Genomic DNA, 25,521 nt, shown 5'->3' with positions numbered 1-25,521 from the left:
AGGGTGCTGGCGACTAGCTTGAGATTGGGATAGAGGCTGGCGACTTCGCGGAGCATCTCTTCGTAGGCGTGGACGGGAAGTTCTGCGAAGTCTTCCGAGACGCCTTTGAGATGCACGCCGAGCATGGCGGAGAAGTCTTCTTCATTGCCGAGCAGGATGTCGATTTTTTTGACGAGGGCGCGGTTAACTTCCTGCGCTTTGGCCTTGCCGCCGATGGCTTTCCATAGGGAGTCGCGGTAGTTGAGGTCGAAGGAGACTACTGTGCCGGCGGCTTGGGCTGCGGTCATGGCTTCAAGAGCGACTTCCGCTGTGGAGGGTGAGAGTGCTGCGAAGATGCCGCCTGTGTGCAAAGCACGCGCGCCGTTTTCCGGGCCGAGGATAGAGGTCCAATCCCAGTCGCCCGATTTGATCTGGCTGATGGCGGTGTGGCCGCGGTCGGATGTACCAGCAGCGGCGCGCAGGCCGAAGCCGCGCTCTGTAAAGTTGAGGCCGTTGCGCGTGGCGCGGCCTACGCCGTCATAGGGAACCCATTTGAGGAGCGAGGCATCGACGCCGCCCTGAAAGATGAAGTCTTCAACGAGGCGGCCTACGGAGTTATCCGCGAGCGCGGTGGCGATGGCGGTGTGGAGGCCGAAGCAGCGGCTCAGGCCGCGGGCTACGTTGTACTCGCCGCCGCCCTCCCATGCGGTGAACTGGCGCGCGGTATGCACGCGAACTGAGCCCGGATCGAGGCGGAGCATGACTTCGCCGAGCGAGAGAAGATCCCAGCGGCGTTGGGTGGGGATGACGATGGGTTCCATAAGACTTTTCCTGAATCAATGTAACGCATTGGGGGTGGGGATGCGTGAGGCCTTTAGTAAATCGACTTAGTGAAATTCGGTGGATGGGTGCGGATAAGTGTGACGGGGTTGCGGGGCATCCTGTAAAGTGTGCAATTGGGAACAGAGGAGCGGGATGGCAAAGAGCCTCTTTGATTTAAGCGGGCGCGTGGCCGTGGTGACGGGCGGAACAACGGGCCTGGGCTATGCGATTGCGATTGGGCTGGCTGAGGCCGGCGCGGATGTGGTGGCGAGCTCGCGGCGCGCTGAGCAGGTGGAGATGGTTGCGGGTGAAATTGAAGCGATGGGACGCAGAACGGTGCGCCTGACGAGCGATGTGACGGATCGCGGCTCGCTGGAGGCGTTGCGCAATGCGGTGGTGGCGGAATTTGGCAAAGTGAACATTCTTGTCAATGCGGCAGGTGTGACGCATAAGGCTCCAACGTTGGAAGAGACAGAGGCGGAGTGGGCGCGGGTGCTGGATACCAACCTGACGGGAACTCTGCGGGCTTGCCAGGTTTTTGCGCCAGGAATGGTGAAGGCGCGGTATGGGCGGATTATCAACATTGCCTCGTTGAGCACCTTTGTGGGGTTTAAGGAAGTGGCCGCGTATTGCGCGAGCAAGGCAGGGATTGGTTCACTGACGCAGGTGCTGGCAATTGAGCTTGCGACGCATGGCGTGAATGTGAATGCGATTGCGCCGGGGGTGTTTCCTACGCCGCTCAATCGCGCGATTGTGGAAGGCACGGCGCGTGGAGCGGAGCTGAAGATGCGCACGCCGATGGGGCGGTTTGGCGAGGCGAAGGAAGTGGCGGGTACGGCGGTGTATCTCGCTTCCGAGGCGGCGGGGTTTGTGACAGGCGAGATTATTGCGGTAGATGGCGGGTTTTTGGCCAGCGCAGTAAACCAGTGAGCGTAAATCAATGAGCCTAATTCGATGAGTACGGATTGAAGCGATGAAGATTACGAATGCGTATGTGAATATCACCTCGCCGGGGCGGAACTTTGTGACGCTGAAGGTGGAGACGGATGAGGGAATCTACGGGCTCGGCGATGGAACGCTGAACGGGCGCGAGATGTCTGTCGCCAGCTACCTGACGGAGCATGTGATTCCGTGCCTGATTGGGCGCGACCCTTTTCAGACCGAAGATATCTGGCAGTACCTGTATCGCGGGGTGTACTGGCGGCGCGGGCCAGTGACGATGAGTGCGATTGCCGCCGTGGACGTGGCGCTGTGGGACATCAAGGGCAAGGCGCTGAATACTCCGGTATATAACCTGCTGGGCGGCAAAAGCAGGGATGGCGTGATGGTGTATTGCCATGCTTTTGGCAAGGACACGGAAGCGGCGCTCGACGATGTGGCGGCGCATCAGGAGTTGGGATACAGAGCGATCCGGGTACAGAGCGGCGTGGCGGGGCTCAAGGGCACGTATGGCGTGTCCAAAGGCGGCGGACGCTATGAGCCTGCGGAGCGTGGGCTACCGAGCGAATATGAGTGGGCTACGGAGCCGTATCTTCGTGCCACTCCAAAGCTCTTCCAAAAGGTAAGAGAAAGATTTGGTGAGGATCTCCATCTGTTGCATGATTGCCACCACCGGCTGACGCCGATTGAGGCGGCGCGGCTGGGCAAGGAGCTGGAGCCATATCATCTCTTCTGGATTGAAGATCCTACGCCGGCAGAGTTGCAGGAGGGCTTTAAGTTAATCCGCGAGCATACAGTAACGCCGATTGCAGTGGGCGAGGTGTTGAATTCGATCTGGGATTCGCATGATCTGATTCGCAACCAGTGGATCGATTACATTCGTACGACGATTGTGCATGGCGGCGGGCTGACGGCGCTGAAGAAGCTGGCGGATTTTGCGGATCTGTATCACGTGCGGACTGGATGCCACGGTGCGACGGATCTCTCGCCGGTGACGATGGCTGCTGCTCTCCACTTTGGCCTGGCGATCCATAACTTTGGGATACAGGAGCACATGCCGCATACAGAGGAGACGGATGCTGTCTTTCCGCATGCGTACATGTATACGGATGGATATATGCACCCGGGCGAGAAGCCGGGGCTTGGTGTGGATCTGGATGAGGCGCTGGCTGCGAAGTATCCGTATCACAGGGCATATCTGCCGGTGAATCGAAAACTCGATGGAACGTTAACAGATTGGTAGGGCGATGACGACTGCACGGAAACTGAAGATGGGAATGGTCGGCGGTGGGCCGGGTGCATTTATCGGCCCGGTGCATCGGATGGCTGCTGAGCTGGATGGGCGGATTGAGTTGGTTGCCGGAGCGTTTTCTTCTTCAGCGGAGAAGTCGAAGGCTGCGGCTGCGATGTATCGGATTGATCCTGCGCGCGCTTATGCTAGCTGGGAAGAGATGCTGGCAAGCGAGAAGCAGCGTGAAGATGGCATCGACTTTGTAGTGATTGCTACGCCGAATCATCTGCATCTGCCGATTGCGAAGGCCGCGCTACAGGCGGGTTTTCCAGTAGTGAGCGACAAACCGGCGACAGCGACCTATGACGAAGTTCTGGAGTTGGAGGGAGTCGTCGCGGCATCGGGGTTGCCGTACGCGCTGACGCATACGTACGCGGGCTATTCGCTGGTACGCGAGGCGCGGGCAATCTGCGCCTCTGGCGCGCTGGGGAAAATTCGCAAGATCGCCGTAGATTATCTGCAGGGGTGGCTGAGCACAGCCTTTGAAGAGACGGGCAACAAGCAGGCGGAGTGGCGCGTGGACCCGGCGAAGAGTGGGCCGGGTGGGGCAATTGGCGACATCGGCACGCACGCGTTTCATCTGGTCGAGTATGTCACTGGTCTTTCAGTGACGGGTATTCACGCTTCGCTCCGCTCGGTGATTCCTACGCGGAAGGTGGATGATGATTGCACTGCGCTTCTGAAGCTGGATAACGGAGCGGAAGGCGTGCTGCTGGTTTCACAGATTGCCACGGGCGAGGGCAACAATCCGAGGCTGCGGGTGTATGGCGAGAAGGCTTCGCTGCACTGGGAGCAGGAAGATCCGAATCATCTGCGCATCTGGCCGGCGAGTGGGCCGGAAGAGATTCGCCATGCGGCCGGCGCGTATCTTAGCGCCGACGCGCGAGCTGTCACACGCCTGCCGGGTGGTCATCCGGAAGGCTATCTCGAAGCCTTTGCGGTGCTGTATCGCGAATTTGCGGATTGGCTTGAGGCTTGGCGTGAGAATAAAGCTGAGATTCCAGCCACGTTGCCGGGGATTCGCGCCGGTGTGCGCGGTATGCGGTTTATTGAGCGAGCTATTGCGAGCAATGCAAGTGGTGGTTGGGTGGAGTTTTGAGGGATGGCGATGAAGACGATTCAAGGGCCAGGGATATTTCTGGCGCAGTTTGCAGGCGATGAAGCGCCGTTCAATACGCTGGCGAATTTAGCGCAGTGGGCTGCGGATTTGGGTTTTGTGGGTGCGCAGATTCCCACTTGGGACAAGCGGTTGTTCGATCTGCAGCGCGCGGCGGAGAGCCAGGAGTACTGCGACGAGATTCTGGGCACAGTGCGCGCGGCAGGTCTCGAAGTGACGGAGCTGTCCACGCATCTGCAAGGACAGTTAGTTGCAAGCCATCCGGCATACGACACGATGCTGGATGGATTTGCGCCAGCGGGTCTCGATGCAAAGGCGCGCCAGACATGGGCCGTGCAGCAATTGCATTGGGCGGCGAAGGCAAGCCGGCGGATGGGACTGACTGCGCATGCGACGTTCTCTGGCGCACTGGCATGGCCGTTCTTTTATCCTTGGCCGCAGCGGCCTGCGGGGTTAATGGAAGAAGCCTTTGCGGAGTTGGGTCGGCGCTGGCTGCCGATTCTGAATGCGTTTGATGAGGCTGGTGTGGATGCGTGCTTCGAGTTGCATCCCGGCGAGGACCTGCACGATGGCGCGACCTTTGAGCGGTTCCTGGATGAGGTTGGCGGCCACAAGCGCGCGAACATTCTCTATGACCCGAGCCACATGGTGCTGCAGCAGATGAATTACCTGGAGTTTCTGGACCTGTATCACGAACGGGTAAGAGCTTTCCATGTAAAGGATGCGGAGTACAATCCAACTGGGAAGGCCGGCGTGTATGGCGGCTACCTGCCGTGGATCGAGAGGCCGGGAAGGTTTCGTTCGCTGGGCGATGGGCAGGTGGATTTCGGCGCAATCTTCTCCAAACTCGCCCAGTATGACTATCCGGGCTGGGCGGTACTGGAGTGGGAGTGCTGCATCAAGCATCCCGAACAGGGCGCGGCGGAAGGTGCGCCGTTTATCGAGAGCCATATCATTCGCGTGACGGAAAAAGCATTTGACGATTTTGCGAACGCGGGTTCAGATAAAGAAAAAAACAGAAAGATTCTGGGGTTGGATTAGAACGAATGGATACGTTGCAGTTGGATGGACAGCCGCTGAGCCTGGCGGAGATTGAAGCTGTGGCGCTGGATGGATGCCACGTTGAGATTGCCGCAGCGGCACACTTGCGAATGGCCGAAGGTCGCGCGCTGATCGAGCAGATTCTGGCGGCGGGGCAAACTGTGTACGGCGTCAACACCGGCTTTGGCAAGCTGGCCGATGTGCGCGTGCCTGCGGACAAGCTGGCGCAGTTGCAGACAAATCTGGTGCGCAGCCATGCGGGCGGAGTGGGAAATCCGCTCGCGGAAGGCGAAGCGCGTGCCATGTTGCTGCTGCGAGCCAATGTGCTGGCCAAGGGCTTCAGCGGAAACAGGCCGGAGATTGTGGAACTGCTGGCTGCGATGCTGAATGCAGGCGTGACGCCGGTGATTCCCGAACGCGGCTCAGTGGGCGCAAGCGGCGATCTGGCTCCTCTGGCACACTTGGCGCTGGTGGTGATTGGCGAGGGTGAGGCTTTCTACAAAAGCCAACGGCTTGCAGGCGGTGAAGCACTGCGGCAAGCAGGTCTAAAGCCGCTTCAATTGGCCGCCAAAGAAGGCCTGGCGCTGCTGAACGGCACACAAGCCATGACGGCTGTCGGTGCGCTGGCTGTGGCGCGTGCACAGCGGCTTGTGCGGCTGGCCGATGTGGCAGGCGCGATGAGCCTGGAATCGTTGATGGGCACGCCGGCTGCCTTCGATGCGCGGATTCATACGGCGCGGCCGCACGCAGGGCAGATTGCATCAGCGGCGCACCTGATTCAGTTGCTTGCGGGCTCAGAGATTCGAGAGTCGCACCGCACAGGCGATACGCGCGTGCAGGATGCGTATTGCCTGCGCTGCATGCCGCAGGTGCATGGAGCGGTGCGCGGCGTGCTGGACCATGTGACAGGCGTGCTTGAGACGGAGGCGGGCTCGGCTACCGATAATCCGCTGATTTTCCCGGATGGATCGCAGTTGGAAGAGAGCGTAATCTCTGGCGGAAATTTTCATGGCGCACCGCTGGCGTATGCGTTTGACTATGCTGCGGTGGCGCTCACAGATCTGGCGAGCATCACGGAGCGGCGCATCGATCGGCTGTTGAATCCGGATATCAATGAAGGATTGCCTGCGTTTCTCGCGGGCGATCCGGGGTTGTCTTCGGGATTCATGATGGCGCAGATTGTGGCGGCTGCGCTGATCAACGAATGCCAGGTGTTGGCCCACCCTTCTTCGACGGGGAGCATTCCTACAGACGGTGGCAAGGAGGATCATGTGTCGATGGGCATGACCGGTGCGCTGAAGCTGCGGCAGATTGTGGAGAATGCGGAGCGCGTGGTGGGCATTGAGCTGATGTGCGGAGCGCAAGCGCTGGAGTTCCGCAGGCCGTTGAAGTCGAGCGCTGCTGTTGAGGGCGCTTACAGTGCGGTGCGCGCGGTGGTGACGCGGCTCGGCGAAGACCGCGTGCTGTCCGGCGACATGGAGGCGATGGCGCGTGCGGTGCGGAATGGGGCTTTCCGTGAGTGGTGCTGATTAGCCGTGTGAAGCGAGGAAGGCATCCACTTCTTCGCGTGTGGGCATAGCGGCCTGAGCGCCGTTGCGCGTGACGGAGATGGCTGCGGCAGCGGAAGCGAAGCGCGCGGCCGCAGCAGATGAGCTGCCTTCGAGAAGTGAGACGGCGAAGGCGCCATTGAAGCAGTCTCCAGCACCAACAGTGTCGATGGCTTCGACGTGGAAGGCGGGAACCCATGTAGGTTCTTCGCCGGATGCGGCAACATAAACGCCTTCCGCGCCGCGCTTGAGTGCGACGCCGTGAACACCGCGTGCCAGCAATTGTTTGGCTGCGGTTTCTGGTGGAAATCCGCTACCTGTATAAAGTCCAAGCTCGGTTTCATTAGGCGTGAACCATGCGAGCTGAGGCCAGATGGCGTCTGGCAACGAGGCAGCAGGTGCGGGATCGAGGATGACAGGGACTTGTGCTGTGGCGCAGAGTTCGCATGCGGTCAGCACGGTATCGAGCGGGATTTCGAGCTGCAGCAGAACGATGCCTGCGGATTGGATGAGCTTGGTGTGTTGTCGAATGAGCTCAGGCGTAACTGCGCCATTGGCTCCCGGAACGACGACAATGCTGTTCTGCCCGTTGTCAGCGACCTGAATCTGCGCGACCCCAGAGGGTCCGGGAACGTGGGCGACAGCCCTGGTATCGACGGCGGCGTTTGCGAGATTGCTGTGCAAGGCTTCGCCGAAGACGTCATTGCCGACGGCTCCGATCATCTGCACATGAGGGCCGAGGCGCGCGGCTGCAACGGCCTGGTTTGCGCCCTTGCCGCCGGGAGTGGTGGAGAAATCCGTACCGGTGAGGGTTTGACCTGCGAGTGGAATGCGCGGCGTGCGGGCCACGAGATCCATGTTGATGCTGCCGATGACGACGATAGGTTTCGTGTGCATCTTGTGAACCTTTTAGTGGAGTGGCGCGAGCGCGATGGAGCCCAGACCGAGCAGGAAAAAGACAAACATGAAGAAGAGAAGAAGCTTCGCGGAGAACGGCGAGCCAGCGAATTCGCGCCAGATGAAGACACCCCAGAAGGCGGAAACCATAGTGGCGCCCTGGCCGATGGAGTAGGAGACGGCGGGGCCGACGAAGTGAGTTTGCGAGGCGACGAAGTTGGCAATGGCTCCGGTGGCCCAGATGGCTCCGCCGATCCAGCCTGCGGCGTGCCAGCCGAAGGGAGCGGACCAATAGCCGCTGAGTGACACGGGCGGCTTGCCGTCGAGCGGGCGGGCCATGAGCGCGAGATTGGCGGGGATGGTGCTGATGAGGACACCAATAGCAAAGAAGAGCGCAGTGGCGTAGGGGCCAGGGCTGAGGCCGGATTCCGGCGCACTCATGGCATGGGCTACAAGCGGGTAGAAGGATCCCATCAGCAGGCCGGCGATAAGCGAGAGCACAATGCCGCGCGTGGAGGTGGCTTTCAACCCCACGAACGAAGACCTGTCCGTGGGGACCCCGGTGGCGCTTTGCTCGCGGCGGCGATAGGCGGCTGCATCGAGCAGGATGGCTACGGTGACGAGCGCGACACCGCCGAAGAGTAGCAGAGGATTGGCGGCGGGGCGAACGATGTAGCTGGAGATTGTGCCAACGATGAGCGCAAGGCCGATGCCGACAGGGAAAGCGACTGCGAGTCCAGCGACATCGATGGCGGCAACGAGAAGCAGGTTGGCGATGTTGAAGATGACTCCGCCGGCGGCGGCCCAGAGGATACGACTTGCGCTTGTGTGCAGTACGTCCGACAGAAACGGAAGACCAGTGTGGCCAGCGCTGCCCGCAGTGAGACCCCAGGCGATGGCTCCGGCGGCGAGGCCGATCACGTAATCCCAGTAGAAGAGCTGAAAGCGAAAACCGGGTGCGAGCTTGAGCGTGTTCGCCCACGATCCCCAGCAGATCATGCTGAGGATCATGAGCAGAAGCGCGGCCTGGTAAGTCTCGGGAATGAACATGGCTTATTTCGCAGACTTAATGGCTTCCGTGAGTGCGGGAACGACTTCAAAAAGATCGCCAACGATGCCGTAATCTGCGACTTCGAAGATGGGCGCGTCAGGATCTTTATTGATGGCAACTATACACTGCGAAGCTTTCATGCCGACGAGGTGCTGGATGGCGCCGGAGATACCGACGGCGAGGTAGAGCTTGGGCGCAACGGTCTGGCCGCTGCTGCCAACCTGGCGTTCCATGGGAAGCCAGCCGTTGTCGCAGATGGGGCGCGATGCGGCAAGCTCCGCGCCAAGCGCCGTGGCGAGATCCTGCACCAGCGGGAGGTTGTCGGCTTCCTTGATGCCGCGGCCCACGCTGACGATGAGCGGGGCGGAGCCGAGATCGACGGTTTGCGCTGATGCGCGGAAAGGTTCGCCGGGCTTGGTGCGGATTTGCGGTTGCTCGATGGTTGGCGCGAAGGTGGCGATTTGTGCTGAGCCTGCGGCAATGGCATCTGCGCGAAATGCACCGGCTTGAACGGAGATGAAGCATGGGCCGTCGCCTGTTTGCTTGTAGCTGCCACTGAGGCGGCCTTGCAAAAGCTGACGTGCGAAGACAGGACCTGCGGAGATGCCGGTGATGTCACCGATGAGGACCTGATTCATGCGCGCGGCAAGCGCGGGCGCGTAGTCGCGGACCTGATAGGTGTGCGGGAAGACGATGTACGTTGCGGGATTAGCAGTTAGGAATTGATGTAGCGCGGCGGTCCAGCCGTCGGGCGTGTATTGCGCCAGCAGCGCGTGCTCAATCCGCGTGACTCCAGCGACTTGCTTTGCGGCTGCTTCTGCGGCGAGAGCTTCTGTAGATGCGCCGATGACAACGGCGTGCAGCGGAAGGCTGGTTTGCGTGGCGAGCGCGGCTCCTGCGGCGAGTGCTTCCCAACTGATGCGGCTGATCTGGCCGTTGTTCTCTTCGAGAATGACAAAAATAGCGCTCATATCACACGCACCTCGAACTTCAATTTTTCTACCAGTGCCGCGGCGGCTTCTTTCGCGCTGCCGGACAGGATTTGTGTGGAGCGCTGCTTGGACGGGAGCGCGATCTGTTCGAGTGTGACGGTTGGCGCGGATGATTGCCCGAGATCGGCGGCGCTGACGGCGCGCAATTCCTTGGTCTTGGCCTTCTTGATGCCCATCAGCGTGGCGTAGCGCAGCTTGTTGCCGCCGGATTGGATCGTCAGAACGGCGGGTGTGGGCAGCTCGATCTCCTGAAACCAGCCGGCTTCAAGCTCGCGCTTGACCTTGAGGCCGGAGCCGATGGCTTCGACGTGCAGGATGAGCGAGGCGTGGGGCAAATTGAGCAGCTCGGCAAGGATGACACCGGTCTGGCCGAGGCCAAGGTCTTCGGATTGCAGGCCGGTGAGGATAAGATCGGGTGATTCCGGCTTGATGGCTTCTGCGATTAGTTTTGCCACGCCGAGAGCATCGCGTGAGCCGAGATCGTCCGCGGTGATGTGGATGGCGCGGTCAGCGCCTTTGGCAAGAGCTTCGCGAATGGTGGTGCCGACTCGCTCGGGGCCTGCGCTGAGAACGATGACTTCGCCGCCGTGAGCTTCTTTGAGGCGTAGCGCTTCTTCCAGCGCGTAGGCGTCTGGTTCATTCATGGCGAACTGCAGGCCGGATTCTTCGATCCACTTGCCGGATGCATCGATGCGGACGGGTGCATCGCGATCGGGGACTTGTTTGATGGCTACGATGATTTTCATTGCTGCTGGGGCTCCGAATTATTAAGTTGTCTGGTCGGCCACTACGCAGAAACTAGCGCGAAAAGACCTACGATTTAGAGATTGGCCAAATGGTGTAGTGCATAGAACATAGAGTACTTTCCGATTGTCTGCCACACGTCAAACTGAACGACGAAGGATAGGAACATAACAAGCACTCCTATGCTGATGTATCCGGGCGCAGTGAAAAGCGGATGAACTCTTCTGTTTCCGACGGAAAGGTAAATCCCGGCAATACAACTTGTCATTCCGAGTAGAAACAAAGCCTCGCAGCACCAGACAATTGCCGTGCCGTGCCCGAGACGATGCAGTTCAGACTGCTCCTTGAAGAACGCGATCTGTGCGCATATGAAGACGAGGATCGTGGAAAAAATCGGGAAACTGTAGGCTCGGAATTTCTGTAACCACTGGATCATCTGTCTCGCTCCATTCTCCTACACAGGGGTGATTTGCTACCTACTTCGTGCTTGTCTCCGTAGGTTCAGATAGTCCACGCGCAACAAGCTGCGCTATATCGAGCAACTGCGGCGGCGTATCAGTTGCCGCAAGCGCATCGCGGAACATGGTGTTGCAAAAAGGACAGGCTGTGCCGACGGTTGTTGCCCCGGTGGCGACGAGTTCCTGCGCACGAACATGGCTGACGCGCTCGCCGGATTCCTCGCCCAGGAATGCAAGACCGCCGCCTGCGCCGCAGCAGAAGCTGCGCTCCTTGTGGCGCGGAGCTTCTACGAGTGTGCCACTGATCTGCACGAGCTGGCGCGGCTCTTCATAAACGTTGCGATAGCGGCCTAAATAACAGGGATCGTGATACACAATTTTTTCATCGCTGGATTTCTGCGGCAGCAGATGCGCAAAACGTGCCATGAACTCGCTGTGGTGTTCGATTTCAGGCGGTGTGCCGTAGGCTTTCCAATCTTCTTGTATGGTGCGGACGCAGTGCGGGCAGATGGCTACGATCTTTTTGACGTTGTTCTGCGCGAGGGTTTCGAGATTAGCTTCCGCGAGTTGTTGAAAGACGAGGTCGTTGCCGAGACGGCGAACGGGATCGCCGGTGCATTTTTCTTTTTTCAGCACGCCGTAGCTTGTGCCCAGGTGATTCATCACGCGAGCAAAGGCGGAGATGATCTCGCGTCCCTTGGGATCGTAGCCGCCCATACAACCAAGCCAGAGGCAATACTCTTGTGTGCCGTCGAAGATGGGAAACTGTTCCTTCTGGATGAACTTGTCGCGTTCGAGCGCAGAGATGCCGAGAGCATTGGAGCCGCGCTCCAACTGGTTAAACAGCTTGCCGCCGTAGTCGTTCTCCCACGCGCCGGTGTTCACAGCGCCGCGGCGCAGGCCGATGATGATGGGCAGATGTTCAATGCCGACAGGACACTGGAACTCGCATGCGCCGCAGGTGGTGCATTGGAAGACGGCTTCCTGCGAGTTGTATTTGCCGAGAAGAGGTTCCTCTGTCGTTGGGCCGATGTCGTTGAGATACGAGCGCAGGCCGAGAATAATTTCTTTTGGATTAAGGATCTTTCCCGTGTTATTGGCAGGGCAGTGTTCGGTGCAGCGGCCGCATTCCACGCACGAATATGCCTGCAGGCTGACGATCTTGGTCAGGTCCTGGCCGGCGACCAGGCCGAAGTCATCGTCATTGGCGAGCGGTGGAATGTCACTGAATTTTTCGCGCGAGAGAAAGACCGTGACAGGGCTGAGAACAAGATGCAGGTGCTTGGTATGCGGAATGAGCGGCAGAAAAATCAGCAGGGAAAGCGTGTGCAGCCACCAAAGCACTCGCGCCGTTGGCGATGCATCCGTGGTAAAGAATGCGCCCAGATACGTGACCATGAGCGCGAAGATGAGGAAAGCGATGAAGCCCGATTCGTAGGATAGCTTTTCGCCAAGCCATCGCGGGCGCACGAAGAAGCGACGGACAAAAAGACCGGCGATACTGACAGCGCACGTGAGCGCGAAAGCGGCGGCGAGGTAGAAGTAGAAGCGCCCGAACCATCCTGAAAATCCCCGGCCTGTCGGGTCAAGAAAGCCAATTCCAAGGCCCACAGCTGCGTGATTGAGGGTAACCAGCGCGAAGGCAAGAAAACCCCAGAAGACGAAGGCATGGGCGATGCCGGGGAGTGGTCGCTGCGCGATGACTTTGGATTGAAGGAGGACTTCGGAGAAGAATTCCCAGATGCGACGGCCGAGCGGCGCGAGATGAAAGCCGGGATCATTTTTAGACTTCAGGATTTTCCGAAGGATAGGATCGAAGCGCTGAAAGAAAAGTCCGCCGCTTGTGATGACCAGCGCGGCGAAGAGGAGCTTTTCGAGAAGTGAGAAGTGCTGCGGCTCAGCCAGCGTGGCATGAAGAGAAAACATAAGCGTCCGTGAACACGATACAGGGGACGAGGCAGGAGGGACAAGGGACGCGAAAGCAGGGGCTTCCATCAGACAACGCCGCGGACGATTTTATATTCCGTAGGCAGGTTTCAGAACTGCCGCGGCGCGCCTGACGATGCCGCCTTGTTCGTTCTTCAATGAGCGCGGATTGTAGTAGTAATACCAGGCGATTCCCGGATAGTAGTGCTTCAGCATGGGCGCGCACATGGCTGGACAAGGAGGGATGCGCTCGGAGAAGACCTGCAGCACCTGGAGGCCCCGCTGCTGACGGAACCATTTGGCGGCTAGCATCTCCGAGTGAAGACCGACTTCCGCATCAGGCGTTTCGGCACGACCGAATTCCTTAACGATCTCTTTGATGGTGACGTTGGGATTTACCTTTACGTTTGTCTGGCCATTCCGGTCACGAAAGAGCCACGCGGTGATGTTGATGCTGCCCAGCAGCAGATCGCTGGTGAGGCCTTCGCTGCGGCGGTATGCAAGCGCTTCAGCGGGCAGGCGAGGGTCGCAGGGCAAGACGTCATCCGGCCATGAAGACGGAGTTTTTGGCACTGCGAACCTCCGCGAGCGGAATCTTACTACTGAACTGTGTCAGCAGCGCACAATTTTCGACGAAACGATGCCTTTCGTCGCGTTGCGGGTGTCGATGACAAGCTGCGACTGCTCGACGATGGCCTTGTAGTCGTAGCTGGTGTGGTCGGTGACGATGAGAACCGCATCATACTGGCCAAGGTTATCGAGCGGCGTATTTGTCATGTTGAGGTCGTAGTGCCGTCCGCGGCCTACTTTGGCAAAGTAGGGATCGTTATAGCGGACGTGCGCGCCTTTTTCGCGGAGTAGCTCAATGATGGTGAGCGAAGGCGACTCGCGCAGATCGTCGATGTCGCGCTTATACGCCAGGCCGAGGACGAGAATCTTTGAGCCTTTGATCGCCTTCGAGTGCTCATTGAGCGCGCTGGCGGTCTGCTCAAGGACGAAGTACGGCATGTTGGTGTTGACTTCGCCAGCAAGCTCGATAAATCGCGTGCGGAAGTCGAATTCCCTGGCTTTCCATGAAAGATAGAAGGGATCGATGGGGATGCAGTGGCCGCCGAGTCCCGGTCCAGGATAGAAGGCCTGGAAGCCGAAGGGCTTGGTCTTTGCGGCGTCGATGACCTCGTGAATATCTATGCCCATGCGCATGCAGAGCTGCTTGAGCTCGTTGACCAGCGCGATGTTGACGCAGCGATAGATGTTTTCAAGCAGCTTGGTCATCTCTGCAACGGCGGGGCTCGAGACAGGCACGACATGGCGGAAGATGGAGCCGTAGAGCGCCGATGCCAGTTCTACAGCGGCGGGACCGCAGCCGCCTACGACCTTGGGAATATCGTGGCGGGCGACAGTGTCGTTGCCGGGGTCTTCACGCTCTGGCGAAAAGGCCACATGCACGCCGGAGCCTTCAGAGCAGGCAACTTTAATGCCGTGTTTGTTGCCTTTTTCAAGCAGCGGAACGACGATTTCCTCCGTGGTTCCGGGGTAGGTAGTGCTTTCAAGAATGATGAGCTGGCCCTCGTGGATCCAGGGCGCGATGGACTGAATGGTGCCGGTAACGTAACTCAGGTCCGGCTCATGGTACTCGTTGAGCGGCGTGGGTACGCAGATGATGACGGCGTCCATCCCGGCGATATGCGAGTAATCGGAGGTCGCGCAGAATCCGGATTTTTGCGCCTCTTGAATGGCCTCGGGCAGAATCCGGACGATGTAGGATCCGCCTGCATTGAGGGTTTCCACCTTATCCGCGGCAATATCGAAGCCGGTAACGCGAAAGCGCTCTGCGGAGAAGAGAAGGGCCAGCGGTAGACCAACGTAACCCATTCCAACAATCCCCACGCGGGCTTCGCGGGAGGTAATGCGTTGCTTGACGCCGGCAAGCGAGCCGGCCAGTGTTGTAGCCATACTTAATTGATTCTACGACCTGAGGAGTGTTATCAAATTAGGACCGCCTAATCAAAACGTATCCATTTAGAACATTTTCGAGTAATATCCTTTCATTACCCCAGTGCAGCATTGTTTCAATTACCCCGAGGAGGGGTTTGACTGTCTTGGCACGCTTTCTTGTGACGGGGGCCGCTGGCTTTATTGGCCGGTCGATTGTGGCGGATTTGTTGCGGCGCGGCGAAACGGTGCGCGGCATCGATAATTTTTTAACCGGAAAAAGGGAAAACCTGGTCGGTCTGGAAGGAATAGAATTCCTTGAGGGCGACCTTACGGACCCTTTTGTCTGCATGCGGGCTTGCGCGGGTGTGGAGATCGTGTTTCATGAGGCGGCGCTGGCCTCGGTTCCTCGATCTGTGGCGGACCCGGTGGGCACAAACCGTAACTGCGTGGATGTCACAGTGAATCTGCTGGAGGCGGCTCGCGAAATGGGCGTCCGGCGCGTGGTCTATGCAGGATCTTCTTCTGCATACGGAGACACGCCCACGCTGCCCAAGCACGAAGAAATGCCGGAGCATCCGCTTTCTCCGTATGGCGTCGCAAAGCTGGCGGGGGAGCACTACGTGCGGTCGTTCACGCGTGTGTATGGGCTTGAGACGGTTGTGCTGCGGTACTTCAATGTCTTTGGTCCGTATCAGGATCCAGCTTCCTATTACTCCGGCGTGCTGGCGGTATTCTGCCGCAAGATGCTGGCTGGAGAGCAGCCGACGATCTTTGGCGATGGCGAGCAGAGCCGTGACTTTACCTACATTGACAACGTGGTGCATGCCAATCTGCTGGCTGCCGAAGCGCCGGTGGAGCGCGTCTCCGGGCAGGTGATGAACACGGCCACGGGCTTCCGTAATACGTTGAATGAAACCTTCCGCATATTGCGTGAGCTGACCGGCTATCGCGGCGATCCGGCCTACGCCCCGGCACGTCCTGGAGACATACGCGACTCGCAGGCTGACATAAGCCGCGCCGTGGAATTGCTGGGCTATGCGCCGGTGGTGGATTTTCGCGAAGGGCTGCGGCGGACCGTGGAATGGTATCGCGCGAGCGGAATTGCAACGAAGAATTTAGTGCGGAGCAGGAAGCGTGTACGACGTGGGGCGAGCGCGGCACCGGCCTTGGCATGAAATGCCGGGCGGCGTAACGATGAATCGATGTTTTAGCTTGGAGAGTTTAGGAACTGAGGATTTTGGGATTGCCTGAGACCGCACAGCCACAAGGCGCTTCGCAGCCGGCGGCCAGCCGCGCGAGCCACTCGATGTCACTGCGCGCAGCCGTGGGGATCGTGAAGGCGCATCGTTGGTTTGTGCTGGGAGTGGTGGGCGGCCTGCTGCTGCTATGCCTGCTCTATTGCCTGATTGCGCCAAACCAATACGAGGCGAAGGCTCGCGTAGCGCTGCGCGTGGATGCCGGAGAAGTAATGAATGCGGGTGCAAGGGAGCAGGCGCCGTCCACTTCCGCACTGATGGGACTGGCCGAGGTGGAGACGCTGGGCCAGGTCTTTCGCAGCGATCAGCTTGCATGGCGTGTGATTCTGGAGCGCAAGCTGTACGCAGAGCCCGCATTTAGCGGATGGTTTGACCGGCGGTTTCCGCATTTCAATCCAGCCGCGCCCGACCCGGAGGCGCAGGCGTATCTGCTGGAGCGCTTTCAGCGCAGGCTGCATGTGGGTACGGTTCCGCGCACGCTGCTGGTGGAGATTCGTTTTCGCACGCACAACGCTGCGGTTTCCGCCGATGTGGTAAATGCGCTGATTCGCGCATTTACGCAGCAGGAGTCGGAGTCACGCCGGGCCGACACGGGGCAGGCTGCCGGATGGCTTGAAACGCAGCTTGCGGAGCTGAAGGCAAAGGCCGACGAACAGGACCAGAAGGTAGCGGAGTTTGAAAAGAAGAACGGGATTCTGATTGCGCCGGAAGACCCAGGCAAAGAGCAGTCCGGTCAGCATCTCTCTGCCATGACACAGGTGGATGAGCTGTCAAAGGAACTCGTGGCGGCGACTTCCGAGCGGATTTTGCGCGAGGCCGAGTACAGGGCTGCGATGCAGGGCGATCCCGAGCTGGCGCTGGCTTCTGACCCGCATCTTGAAAATGAAAACAGCAATCTCTCGGCTTCCATCTTCAGGCAGATTCGCGCACATCGCAGCGACCTTCAGCAGGAGATGGCGCAACTGAGCCTGGAGCATGGGCCGAACTATGGCAGAGTAGCGGAGATTCGCCAGCAGCTTGCGGACCTGGACAAACAGTTGCAGGCCGAGAACGCGAAGCTGCGCGAAAGCCTGCACGGCGCATGGCAAACGGCTATCGATCGCGAGCAGATGGTGAAGCGGAGTCTCGATGCGCAAACTGGAGAGGGTTTTTCAGCCGCTGCCGCAACGGCACAGTATGAGGCCATGCGGCATGAGGCCGACGCAACGCGCGAGCTATACATCGGCACAGAGCAGAAGGTGCGGCAGGCCGGCCTGGAAGCGGGCGCGCATCCGGCGGATATATGGGTGGTGGACCCCGCTCGTCCGCCGGCCAAGCCCGTCGCGCCGAATGTGCCGCTGTATATGGCCATCACGCTCTTTGTTGCTCTGTGGCTGGCATTTGGAGGCGCATTCCTGATGGAGTCCTGGAAATCGTCTGGTGCGGCGCGCGTAGTTGCGCTTCTGCTGGTTTGCATGGCGTGTTTTACAGCGCGCGCGCAGGGACCCACGCCCACCACCTCCGGACTGCCGCAGGGAGTGACGAAGATTTCTCAGAGTTCGGACACAAGGATTACGCCGAACCCGCAGGAAGCGCCTGCAGTGTGGAACGGCACCGGCACGAATGCAGGCCCTGCTCCGACGCAGCCCGGAATGGGCGCGGCTCCTGTGCCAGGGAAACTCGGGCCGGGCGATCTGCTGGAAGTGAGCGAATTTCACAGTCCTGAGTTTCATTCCACGGTACGTGTCTCGCAGGCCGGCACGGTGACACTGCCGATGATCGGCGAGATCAAGTTGGGCGGCCTCACTGAAGCGGATGCCTCAAAGGCAATCGCCGCTGTGCTGGTGGAGAAGGGAATGCTGCTGCATCCCCAGGTCTTCATCCTGGTCACGCAGTACGCAGCGCAGGATGTGAGCGTGCTGGGCGAGGTGACGCGTCCGGGTGTCTATCCATACACGGCGCACCACCGGATGCTGGACCTGATTGCGGCAGCCTCCGGAGTGAGCCCGGCCGCAGGCAGCGTAGTGGCTATCTACAAGCGAGACACGCCTGATACGCCTCAGCTTGTGGCTCTGATCCCGCAGACGGAAGATAAAAATGCCGCGCGCGCAGCAGAGCGCAATCCCGAGCTCGAACCCGGCGACACAATCCAAATAAGTCGCGCGCAGCTTGTGTATGTCGTGGGCGATGTGATCCGCCCAGGCGGTTTTACTGTCGATCCGGCACAGCAGTTAACGGTGCTGCAGGCGCTTACCCTGGCATGGGGGCCATCACAGAATGCGTCTACGCAGAAGGCGCTTCTCATTCGCGAACAGGCCGGCGGCGGACGCGCGGTGATGGAGTTGAACCTGAAGCGCATGTTGCGCGGACAGGACCCGGATCAGCCGATACAGGAGCGCGACATTCTCTTCGTTCCGGATTCGATGGCGAAGAATATCTTGAACCGGTCGCTGGAATCCATGGTGCAGTCGGCTGTCGGCGTCAGCATTTATGCGGGTCTTGTGTACTCGCAGAGGTTCTAGGCATGCGCAGGGCGGCGTGGGCGCTGATGGTGATCTTCACCTTTGCCGTTCCATGGGAGTATTCGCTTGATCTCGGTGAGCCCATCGGCAATGTAGCGCGAGTGGCTGGAGTACTGCTGCTCTTCTTTATGATTCCCGCGGCAATGCAGGCAGGGCGTATACGCACGCCTGGCGCGTTGCAGTGGCTGGTGATGGCTCTGTTTCTCTGGTGGAGCTGTTCGTCGATGTGGAGCATCGACGTGGATGCCACGCTGGACCGGCTTCGCGGCGCATTCCAGGTAGTGATGCCGGTCTGGCTTCTATGGGAGCTGGTGGAAAACCCCGAAGATTTGCGCGTGCTGATGCGTGCTTACATTGCGGGAGCATGCGTTCTGGCCGCGTTGACGCTGGCGAACTTCGCATCGCCCGACGCAGCGGATCAGGCGCGCTTTGTAGCCGATGGACAGGATCCGAATGATGTGGCACGCTTTCTCGATCTAGGTTTGCCGATTGCCGCTCTGCTCCTGAACTCAGAGCGTCGCCGGTGGGCAAGGCTGCTTGCGCTAAGCTATCTTCCGCTGGGATTTCTGAGCGTGTTGTTGACCGGTTCGCGTGAGGGGCTGTTGGCGGGCTTGCTGGCATTGGCCGGAAGCGCTGTGGTGCTCTTTCGTCGCAGGCCGGAGCGTCTGATGCCCGCGCTCTTTGGCGTGCCGCTTCTCATTGCATTGATCTGGGCCGTGGTGCCTGCGGCAACTTTTGATCGCCTTGCCACGATTCCAGAACAGTTTCAGGGAGGCGATCTGAATCAGCGGCTCAATATCTGGACAGCAGGGTGGCAGGCGTTTGTACGCAGGCCCCTCTTCGGATCAGGCGCGGGCACCTTCGTTGCAGCTTCAGGTCTCGCGCCCATTGATACTGCGCATAACACGTTGCTTTCGCTCGTGGTCGAGGGCGGCATCGTTGAGCTGACTATCTGTGCAGCCATCGTGGTGGCATGCGCGTGGAGCGTGCGACGCATGGCGGGCGCATTGAAGAGCGGTATGGGCACAGCGCTTGCCGTATGGTGTCTCACGCTTCTCGCCGCCACCGTGGAACAGAACCGCACCACGTGGATTCTCCTTGGGCTAATCGCCTGCGCTGGGCGGCTCGCCGTGGAGGCGCCCGATGAGACGGCACGCTGCTTTTCCGCGGAGACTGAAGTACACTCCGCGCATGTGTTGGTGGAACCGGCATGAGCGAGGCGATCATGCCGCCGCAACACCAGATCGGCACATTCCGCCGCGTATTTCATGCGGCAACCACGGTTGCGGTCTTCAGCATGGCGGTGAAGTTGGCGGCAACGGCCAAGGAGTTTGTGCTGGCTGGTGTATATGGCCGCTCGGACGCGATGGATGCGTATCTCATCGCCTCCATGATTCCGAATCTGCTGATCAATCTCTTTGCGGAATCCATGAATCAGGCGTTGATTCCCACGCTTGTCCGCGTGCGGATACAGGAAGGCGCGGAGCAAGCGCAAAAGCTGCTGGCGCATACCATGATGCGACTGGTTTTATTGCTGGTGGGCGCTTCCATTGCGATGGCGCTTCTGGCTCCGGTGGCGTTTCCTCTCATCGCGTCAAACTTCGCCGCGTCAAAACTGGAGTCTTCGATTCATATCTTCTGGATGCTGCTGCCGGTGGTGCTGCTTGCAGGCGTTGCCAGCAACTGCACGGCGGTTCTGAACACAATGGATCGCTTTGCCATCCCAGCGCTGGCTCCAGCACTGATGCCACTGGGCATTATTGCGTCCGCGCTCCTCTTCGGACGCCAATACGGAGTGTGGGCAGTAATCTGCGGAAACCTGCTCGGAGTCGCGGCCTACGCGACGTTCATGGCATGGATCATGAACGGACACGGCTACCGGTTTGCGCTGAGCCGGGGCGGGGAATCGCAGGCCGCGCGCGAGGTAGCGCGGCAATATGGACCGGTATTGCTCAGTTCCGTGGTGGCATCAGGCGGCCTTCTGGCGGATCAGGCAATGGCCGCAATGCTCCCTCCAGGCAGCGTCTCTGCGCTCGTCTATGCCGGGAGATTTGCCTCTGTAGCGGTGACGCTTCTGGCCGGCGCGTTGGCTTCGGCCCTTACGCCGCACTTCTCCGTTCTGGTTGCCGATGCGGACTGGAGCGGCTGCCGCAGGTCTCTGCGTCACTGGGCGGGCATCACAGCGCTGGTTTCCGTGCCCATTGCGATTGCGCTGATTGCAGGCGCGCCGTTCTTGGTGCGGCTCACACTACAGCATGGTGTATTTACAGCGCGTGATACCGCTGCTGTGGCTCCCGTGATGGCCATGTACGCCCTGCAGATTCCATTCTTCGCCGTAAGCCGCGTCTATTACCGGTTTGTACTTGCCATGCGTAGAACCGATCTGATTCTCTATTGCGGCATCATCAACCTGGTGCTCGACATTGTGCTGAATATCGTGCTGATGCGCTGGATGGGACTCGCTGGAATTGCTCTGGCCACATCGTTGTGGACGGCTTCAACACTTGCCTTCCTGTGGTACTGGTCGTATCGGCTGCTCAACCAGCGCCTGCGTGTGACTGCACCGATAAGAAAGGACGGCATGGATCGTCGAGCATGACAAAAATTCCGCAACCCGCTCAATATCTGCTTCGCGTGGACGATCTCTGTCCCACGGTGCATGAGCGTCGATGGCGGCGGCTTGCGGCCATCATTCGCGAATTCGGTATCCATCCCATTCTCGCCGTGGTGCCTGACAATCAGGACTCTGAGCTGCGCAACTCCCCGCCCGATCCGGCCTTCTGGGCGCAGATGCGCGCAATGCAGGCTGCCGGAGCGGCCATTGCAATTCACGGGTACAGGCACCAGTGCGTGCAGCGGGGCAAAAGCATGCTTCCATTTCACAGCCATACCGAGTTCTCCGGCAGGCCAGCGGAAGAACAGCGCCAGATGCTGCGCATGGGACTCGAAATGTTGCGCGCCGAGGGATTGAATCCGCGTCTGTGGGTTGCGCCCCGCCACGGTTTTGACTCGAACACTCTGGCAGCTCTGCGCGAAGAAGGCATTGGATACCTGTCGGACGGCATGGCGCTCCGTCCATTTCTCCGTGAAGGCGTAGTGTGGATTCCGCAGCAGATATGGTCGCCCGTCGAACGGAAGAAGGGCCTATGGACCATCTGTCTGCACCCCGGCGCCACAACACGCCCGGTAGCAGAAGATCTCCGCGCCTTTCTCAGCCGCAACGCCGCGCATTTCACCTCATTTGACCGCGTGGTGAAGGACTACGAGGCCCACGAAATGAGCGCCAATGAACGAATCTATGAGGCCGCTGTTATGGGGCGTCTGCGGCTACGCCGTTCGGTGAAGAAGCTCGTTCGCCAATGGCAGGCGTAAAGACAGGCAAGCCTTTGCTCATCGAATGACGAGACCAGCGTGTTGCAACCGGATGCTCATCGAGCAGCCTTGCGTAAAGATCTTCCCATTGGCTCAGCACCGACTGGATGCTGTATCGCGCAAGGATGCTCTGCCGTGCGGCATTGCCCATTGCCAGCCGTTCGCTTGCGCTCATGGCCATCAGGCGGCGCATAGCTTCATTCAACTCATTCTGGTTTCCCTGGGGCACAAGAAGGCCGGTTTGTCCGTCGAGAATAATCTCTGTTGCCCCGGCAACCGCAGTCGAGACGCATGGCAGGCCGCAGGCTCCAGCCTCAAGCAGGCTCATGGGCAGGCCTTCCCAGCGCGAGGAGAGCGCAAAACCATCGGCGGCCTGCATCCAGCGCAGCAGATTGGATTGGTGACCGGGAAAGCGCACAGAGCTTTCGATCCCCAGGCTCCGAGCCAACGACCAGAGCGCTTCAGCCTGCGATCCGATTCCCGCAATTACCAGCCGCGCATGCTGTGGCAGCGTTGCGATGGCTTCGACAAGCGCAGGGAAGTTCTTGACTGCCTCCAGTCGTCCGGCCGCAAGCCACAGGAACTCATCACGCAGGCCAAGTTCGGCACGGAGCTCGGCACGCGCGGTGGAATCAGGCTTCCACATTTCGGTGTTGATGCCGTTAGGCAATATCTCCAGATGGTTCGCGCTGACCATGCGCGCTGCGGTCCAGGCCAGCCCCGCGCCCTCGCTCACCGCGGTGATCTGGTCCGTGAGCCAGTTACTGAGCCGGTAGCCAAGCTTGCGCCCTTGCGTGCCGATTCCCGCCGTATGGATTGTATCGACGACCACACGCACCGGTGCCGCAAGCCGCGACCAGCGCGCCAGCCACGCGGCATGCGGCAGGTGCGCATGGAGAATCTCCGGGCGTGCCTGCTTCAGCCATGCATTCAAGCGTATCCAGCCCTGTGGATCGGCCAGCCCCTTTCGCATGTGCAGGCTTAAAAACTCCACTCCCGCGGCATGCAGCTCTCCGCAGGCTTGGCCGCATGTGCCGGAGAGCGCCACGACCGTAACGCGCCAGCCGCGCGCTGCAAGGCCCGTGGCGAGCAGAACCACCTGCCGCTCGGCTCCGCCAATACGGTTCAATGTAGGAAGAAGAAATGCAATGTGCTTCATGCGCGCGCACCTGCCAGAACTTCGTTGATCAGGCTTTCGAATCGCGGAAGAGCGTTTTCCATGCGGTAGTCCTGAAGCCATGAATGTGAAAAGCGCTTACCCGGCGTGATGGATTCGAGCGCGAAGATCAAGGATTCTACGATTGCCTGAGTTGAAATCTCACGAGTGATCCATGCGCCAGGCTGGCTGCTCAGAAGCTCCGCTATGCCGCCCCGCGTTGGCGTAGTCACAATGGGCAGCCCGGCTGCCGCGGCTTCGAGCAGTGCGTTGGAGATGCCTTCATAACGTGAGGACATCACAAAGGCGGTTGCGCCGCCGAACCACGCATGAGAGTTCGTCACATAGCCGGCGAAATGCACCTGCTCTTCGATACCAAGCTCACGGCTCATCGCCTTTAACGCGGCATCCTCCGGTCCCTGGCCGAGAATCGCCAACTCGGCGGTAGGAAAGGATCGCTGCACTTGCAGAAACGCGGAAAGAAGCATGTCGAAGCCCTTCTCATGCGTCAACCGTCCCATCGCAAGAAGCCGCGGTCCGGGCCCGAGCCAAAGATTTTCGGAGACGGGAGCAAAAAATTTGTCTTGCTCGGGCGCGGACTTTGAAAGAACCGGATTGGGTAAAACCCGCAGATTTCGCGTTGTCCCAATCAAGGTACGCATCTCCTTTGCCATTGCCTCACTCTGGCACACTAGCTTGTCGGCGTGCGGATACAGCATGCGATACAAAGTGCGCGTGAAATTTCCCGTGCCGGTCTCCGGCGAGGTCATCTGATTCTGCCGGATGATGCACCGCGTGCGGCGCGGAAACAACGGACGCAGAAGCAGCACCAGAAAATTCACATGAAACATGTTCGAGAAGATCAGGTCGGGTTTCAGTTGCCACACCAGCCGAAGAAGTGGCCAAACAGCTGAGCGAACGCGCGTCGCTCCTAATGCGTGCATCGTAACGCGCGCGGGCAGTTCCGCAGCGCCTGAGGCCGCATGCGCAGCTAGCCCCGTCACCAGCCCGAGATGCACGCGAAAGCGGCTCTCCGGCAGGCCACAAGCAAGATTGGCCGTAACCCGTTCTGCTCCTCCTCCTCCCAGATGCGGAATGAGGAAAAGCACAGTTCTCTGAGTTGTCATGATATGCTATGTATCAAAATACACCACAGTAATAAGAAGTTGAAAGCTGTAGTAACTTTCTGGGGCAAACTTTGCCTCTGTTGTTCTGAATTTGCCTTTTCATCCCCGCCTGTTTGTTGGTTTATCTCTGAGCCAATGAGGGCAAATGGAAATTTTTGGTGGGAATGAGGCGGCGTCTCTCAATCGTCAGCCACTTATAGTCCTTGGTGTCACCCATCCACAGTCATGCCTGCTTCTCTCGGGCCGCGTGCGGGGATTGCTCCAGGCGGGTTTTCGAGTTCGTCTTGTCTCCAGCCCGGGCCGCATGCTGGACCGCTTTGCGGCAGTGGAGGGGATTGAAACAGACGCCGTGACGATGCGGCGCGGCATCTCTCCGCTGCTCGACCTGATCGCGCTCCTCCGCTTGTGGTGGCTGCTCGCCCGGCTGCGGCCGGATCTCACAGAATTCAGTACGCCGAAGGCCGGCCTGCTGGGCAATCTGGCGGCCCTGTTAGCGGGCGTACCGGCAAGGATCTATTTTCTGCGCGGCCTCAAGCTGGAAACCTCAAGCGGGCTGCGGCGGCGCATTCTGCTGGCCGCCGAACGACTGGCTTCGTGGAGCGCACATCATGTTCTCTGCAACAGTCCCAGCCTGCAAGCCAAAGCAGTAGCCATGCACCTGGCGCCAACGAAAAAATTCCGGCGTGTTGGAGACGGAAGCAGCAACGGCGTGGACACCCGGCGGTTTGCGCCGGGGCCATGCACGCTGCGGGAAAAAGTGAAAATAGCTCCGGACGCGCCTGTGATTGGATTCGTCGGCCGGCTTACACGCGATAAGGGCATTCCAGAGCTGATAGAGGCCTTTGAAAGCGTCCTGCGGTCGCATCCGCGCGCGCGGCTGTTGCTGGTGGGCTGGTTTGATACCTCAGAAGACGCGCTCGACCCCGAGATGCGGCGCGCAATTGAAAACCATCCGGCCATTGTCTGTACGGGGTTTGTGCCGGATGCCGCACCGTGGTATCGCGCCATGGACATGATGGTTCTGCCCACCCTGCGCGAAGGATTTCCGAATGCAGTGCTTGAAGCAGCCGCCTCCGGATTGCCGGTAATTACTACCCTCGCTACCGGCGCCCGCGATGCCGTGATTCCAGAGGTGACAGGATTACTGGTGCCACCCGGCTATCCGGAGGCAATTTGCGAGGCAATACTTCAGCTCATCGGCGATGAGCCGCGCCGGCGCACAATGGGAACTGCCGCGCGGCGATGGGCGATTGACCGATTCTCTGAAGAGCGCGTCATGAGCCTGACGGTAGCGCTGTATCGCGAGATCATGAGCGCGGATGCCGGGATCGTGCCCAGCGAGGCCGCGCTTGCGGAAATAGAGTAGT

The 25,521-nt window shown here is 59.6% G+C and carries 21 protein-coding genes; 11 read left to right on the top strand and 10 right to left on the bottom strand.

Features of this window, described 5'->3' with window-relative positions:
• On the bottom strand, positions 1–800 hold an 800-nt coding region (locus ABSG47_RS04200), incomplete at its 3' end, for a sugar kinase (protein WP_424166796.1).
• A gap of 154 nt (positions 801–954) precedes the next feature.
• Here ABSG47_RS04200 and ABSG47_RS04195 point away from each other — a divergent pair.
• The 5 genes from ABSG47_RS04195 to hutH are packed head-to-tail and all read left to right on the top strand — an operon-like array spanning position 955 to position 6,718.
• Positions 955–1,731, top strand: coding sequence for an SDR family NAD(P)-dependent oxidoreductase (locus tag ABSG47_RS04195; RefSeq protein WP_424166794.1), 777 nt, complete (start codon positions 955–957; stop codon positions 1,729–1,731).
• A gap of 43 nt (positions 1,732–1,774) precedes the next feature.
• Positions 1,775–2,983, top strand: a complete 1,209-nt coding sequence (gene manD, locus ABSG47_RS04190) for a D-mannonate dehydratase ManD (RefSeq protein WP_424166792.1) — start codon at positions 1,775–1,777, stop codon at positions 2,981–2,983.
• Between the two features lie 4 nt (positions 2,984–2,987).
• Positions 2,988–4,130, top strand: coding sequence for a Gfo/Idh/MocA family protein (locus ABSG47_RS04185; RefSeq protein WP_424166790.1), 1,143 nt, complete (start codon positions 2,988–2,990; stop codon positions 4,128–4,130).
• Between the two features lie 9 nt (positions 4,131–4,139).
• On the top strand, positions 4,140–5,189 hold the full coding sequence (locus tag ABSG47_RS04180; RefSeq protein ID WP_424166788.1) for a sugar phosphate isomerase/epimerase family protein: 1,050 nt from the start codon (positions 4,140–4,142) through the stop codon (positions 5,187–5,189).
• 5 nt (positions 5,190–5,194) lie between these two features.
• On the top strand, positions 5,195–6,718 hold the full coding sequence (hutH, locus tag ABSG47_RS04175) for a histidine ammonia-lyase (protein WP_424166785.1): 1,524 nt from the start codon (positions 5,195–5,197) through the stop codon (positions 6,716–6,718).
• Here the strand turns inward: hutH and rbsK are convergent, their stop codons facing one another.
• The 7 genes from rbsK to ABSG47_RS04140 form a co-directional block, all read right to left on the bottom strand.
• A complete protein-coding gene (gene rbsK, locus ABSG47_RS04170) occupies positions 6,719–7,633 on the bottom strand; it encodes a ribokinase (RefSeq protein ID WP_424166782.1) in 915 nt (304 codons plus the stop codon). It abuts the gene before it with no gap.
• A gap of 12 nt (positions 7,634–7,645) precedes the next feature.
• Positions 7,646–8,683, bottom strand: a complete 1,038-nt coding sequence (locus ABSG47_RS04165; RefSeq protein WP_424166779.1) for an AcrB/AcrD/AcrF family protein — start codon at positions 8,681–8,683, stop codon at positions 7,646–7,648.
• Between the two features lie 3 nt (positions 8,684–8,686).
• The gene (locus ABSG47_RS04160) at positions 8,687–9,655 is read right to left on the bottom strand and encodes an electron transfer flavoprotein subunit alpha/FixB family protein (protein ID WP_424166776.1); all 969 of its coding nucleotides are present in this window, start codon (positions 9,653–9,655) and stop codon (positions 8,687–8,689) included.
• On the bottom strand, positions 9,652–10,422 hold the full coding sequence (locus ABSG47_RS04155) for an electron transfer flavoprotein subunit beta/FixA family protein (protein ID WP_424166774.1): 771 nt from the start codon (positions 10,420–10,422) through the stop codon (positions 9,652–9,654). The genes ABSG47_RS04160 and ABSG47_RS04155 overlap by 4 nt, the downstream gene beginning before the upstream one ends.
• A 474-nt stretch (positions 10,423–10,896) precedes the next feature.
• Entirely contained in the window at positions 10,897–12,804 is a 1,908-nt protein-coding gene (locus ABSG47_RS04150) for a (Fe-S)-binding protein (protein ID WP_424166771.1), read from the bottom strand.
• Between the two features lie 90 nt (positions 12,805–12,894).
• Entirely contained in the window at positions 12,895–13,377 is a 483-nt protein-coding gene (locus ABSG47_RS04145; RefSeq protein WP_424166768.1) for a hypothetical protein, read from the bottom strand.
• A 39-nt stretch (positions 13,378–13,416) separates the two neighbouring features.
• Positions 13,417–14,760 (bottom strand): nucleotide sugar dehydrogenase, encoded by a 1,344-nt coding sequence (locus ABSG47_RS04140; protein ID WP_424166765.1) that lies wholly within the window; start codon positions 14,758–14,760, stop codon positions 13,417–13,419.
• 146 nt (positions 14,761–14,906) lie between these two features.
• Here ABSG47_RS04140 and ABSG47_RS04135 point away from each other — a divergent pair, with 146 nt between their 5' ends.
• From ABSG47_RS04135 to ABSG47_RS04115, 5 genes are all read left to right on the top strand, one after another.
• Positions 14,907–15,917, top strand: coding sequence for an SDR family oxidoreductase (locus ABSG47_RS04135; RefSeq protein ID WP_424166762.1), 1,011 nt, complete (start codon positions 14,907–14,909; stop codon positions 15,915–15,917).
• A gap of 68 nt (positions 15,918–15,985) precedes the next feature.
• Positions 15,986–18,499, top strand: a complete 2,514-nt coding sequence (locus ABSG47_RS04130; protein WP_424166759.1) for a polysaccharide biosynthesis/export family protein — start codon at positions 15,986–15,988, stop codon at positions 18,497–18,499.
• 2 nt (positions 18,500–18,501) lie between these two features.
• Positions 18,502–19,713, top strand: coding sequence for an O-antigen ligase family protein (locus ABSG47_RS04125; RefSeq protein WP_424166756.1), 1,212 nt, complete (start codon positions 18,502–18,504; stop codon positions 19,711–19,713).
• The gene (gene murJ, locus ABSG47_RS04120) at positions 19,710–21,098 is read left to right on the top strand and encodes a murein biosynthesis integral membrane protein MurJ (RefSeq protein WP_424166753.1); all 1,389 of its coding nucleotides are present in this window, start codon (positions 19,710–19,712) and stop codon (positions 21,096–21,098) included. The genes ABSG47_RS04125 and murJ overlap by 4 nt, the downstream gene beginning before the upstream one ends.
• Positions 21,095–21,871 carry a DUF2334 domain-containing protein gene (locus ABSG47_RS04115; RefSeq protein ID WP_424166750.1) on the top strand — a complete coding sequence of 259 codons (777 nt, stop codon included), beginning with the start codon at positions 21,095–21,097 and terminating at the stop codon, positions 21,869–21,871. The genes murJ and ABSG47_RS04115 overlap by 4 nt, the downstream gene beginning before the upstream one ends.
• On the opposite strand, the gene ABSG47_RS04110 is transcribed toward ABSG47_RS04115, so the two are convergent.
• Entirely contained in the window at positions 21,810–23,030 is a 1,221-nt protein-coding gene (locus ABSG47_RS04110; protein ID WP_424166747.1) for a glycosyltransferase, read from the bottom strand. The genes ABSG47_RS04115 and ABSG47_RS04110 overlap by 62 nt on opposite strands.
• Positions 23,027–24,154, bottom strand: a complete 1,128-nt coding sequence (locus ABSG47_RS04105) for a glycosyltransferase (RefSeq protein WP_424166744.1) — start codon at positions 24,152–24,154, stop codon at positions 23,027–23,029. Before ABSG47_RS04105 ends, ABSG47_RS04110 begins: the two co-directional genes overlap by 4 nt.
• 145 nt (positions 24,155–24,299) lie before the next feature.
• Here ABSG47_RS04105 and ABSG47_RS04100 point away from each other — a divergent pair, with 145 nt between their 5' ends.
• On the top strand, positions 24,300–25,520 hold the full coding sequence (locus ABSG47_RS04100) for a glycosyltransferase (RefSeq protein ID WP_424166741.1): 1,221 nt from the start codon (positions 24,300–24,302) through the stop codon (positions 25,518–25,520).
• Position 25,521 lies beyond the last annotated feature (1 nt).

This window comes from Occallatibacter sp. (assembly GCF_049510455.1).
Taxonomy (GTDB): domain Bacteria; phylum Acidobacteriota; class Terriglobia; order Terriglobales; family Acidobacteriaceae; genus Telmatobacter.
This window is presented reverse-complemented; position numbering and strand designations above follow the sequence as displayed.

Bases quoted from the DNA above. Each gene is read 5' to 3' on its own strand.
- ABSG47_RS04195 (WP_424166794.1), top strand. From the start codon at position 955: ATGGCAAAGAGCCTCTTTGATTTAAGCGGGCGCGTGGCCGTGGTGACG.
- manD (WP_424166792.1), top strand. From the start codon at position 1,775: ATGAAGATTACGAATGCGTATGTGAATATCACCTCGCCGGGGCGGAAC.
- ABSG47_RS04185 (WP_424166790.1), top strand. From the start codon at position 2,988: ATGACGACTGCACGGAAACTGAAGATGGGAATGGTCGGCGGTGGGCCG.
- ABSG47_RS04180 (WP_424166788.1), top strand. From the start codon at position 4,140: ATGAAGACGATTCAAGGGCCAGGGATATTTCTGGCGCAGTTTGCAGGC.
- hutH (WP_424166785.1), top strand. From the start codon at position 5,195: ATGGATACGTTGCAGTTGGATGGACAGCCGCTGAGCCTGGCGGAGATT.
- rbsK (WP_424166782.1), bottom strand. From the start codon at position 7,633: ATGCACACGAAACCTATCGTCGTCATCGGCAGCATCAACATGGATCTC.
- ABSG47_RS04165 (WP_424166779.1), bottom strand. From the start codon at position 8,683: ATGTTCATTCCCGAGACTTACCAGGCCGCGCTTCTGCTCATGATCCTC.
- ABSG47_RS04160 (WP_424166776.1), bottom strand. From the start codon at position 9,655: ATGAGCGCTATTTTTGTCATTCTCGAAGAGAACAACGGCCAGATCAGC.
- ABSG47_RS04155 (WP_424166774.1), bottom strand. From the start codon at position 10,422: ATGAAAATCATCGTAGCCATCAAACAAGTCCCCGATCGCGATGCACCC.
- ABSG47_RS04150 (WP_424166771.1), bottom strand. From the start codon at position 12,804: ATGTTTTCTCTTCATGCCACGCTGGCTGAGCCGCAGCACTTCTCACTT.
- ABSG47_RS04140 (WP_424166765.1), bottom strand. From the start codon at position 14,760: ATGGCTACAACACTGGCCGGCTCGCTTGCCGGCGTCAAGCAACGCATT.
- ABSG47_RS04125 (WP_424166756.1), top strand. From the start codon at position 18,502: ATGCGCAGGGCGGCGTGGGCGCTGATGGTGATCTTCACCTTTGCCGTT.
- murJ (WP_424166753.1), top strand. From the start codon at position 19,710: ATGAGCGAGGCGATCATGCCGCCGCAACACCAGATCGGCACATTCCGC.
- ABSG47_RS04115 (WP_424166750.1), top strand. From the start codon at position 21,095: ATGACAAAAATTCCGCAACCCGCTCAATATCTGCTTCGCGTGGACGAT.
- ABSG47_RS04110 (WP_424166747.1), bottom strand. From the start codon at position 23,030: ATGAAGCACATTGCATTTCTTCTTCCTACATTGAACCGTATTGGCGGA.
- ABSG47_RS04105 (WP_424166744.1), bottom strand. From the start codon at position 24,154: ATGACAACTCAGAGAACTGTGCTTTTCCTCATTCCGCATCTGGGAGGA.
- ABSG47_RS04100 (WP_424166741.1), top strand. From the start codon at position 24,300: ATGGAAATTTTTGGTGGGAATGAGGCGGCGTCTCTCAATCGTCAGCCA.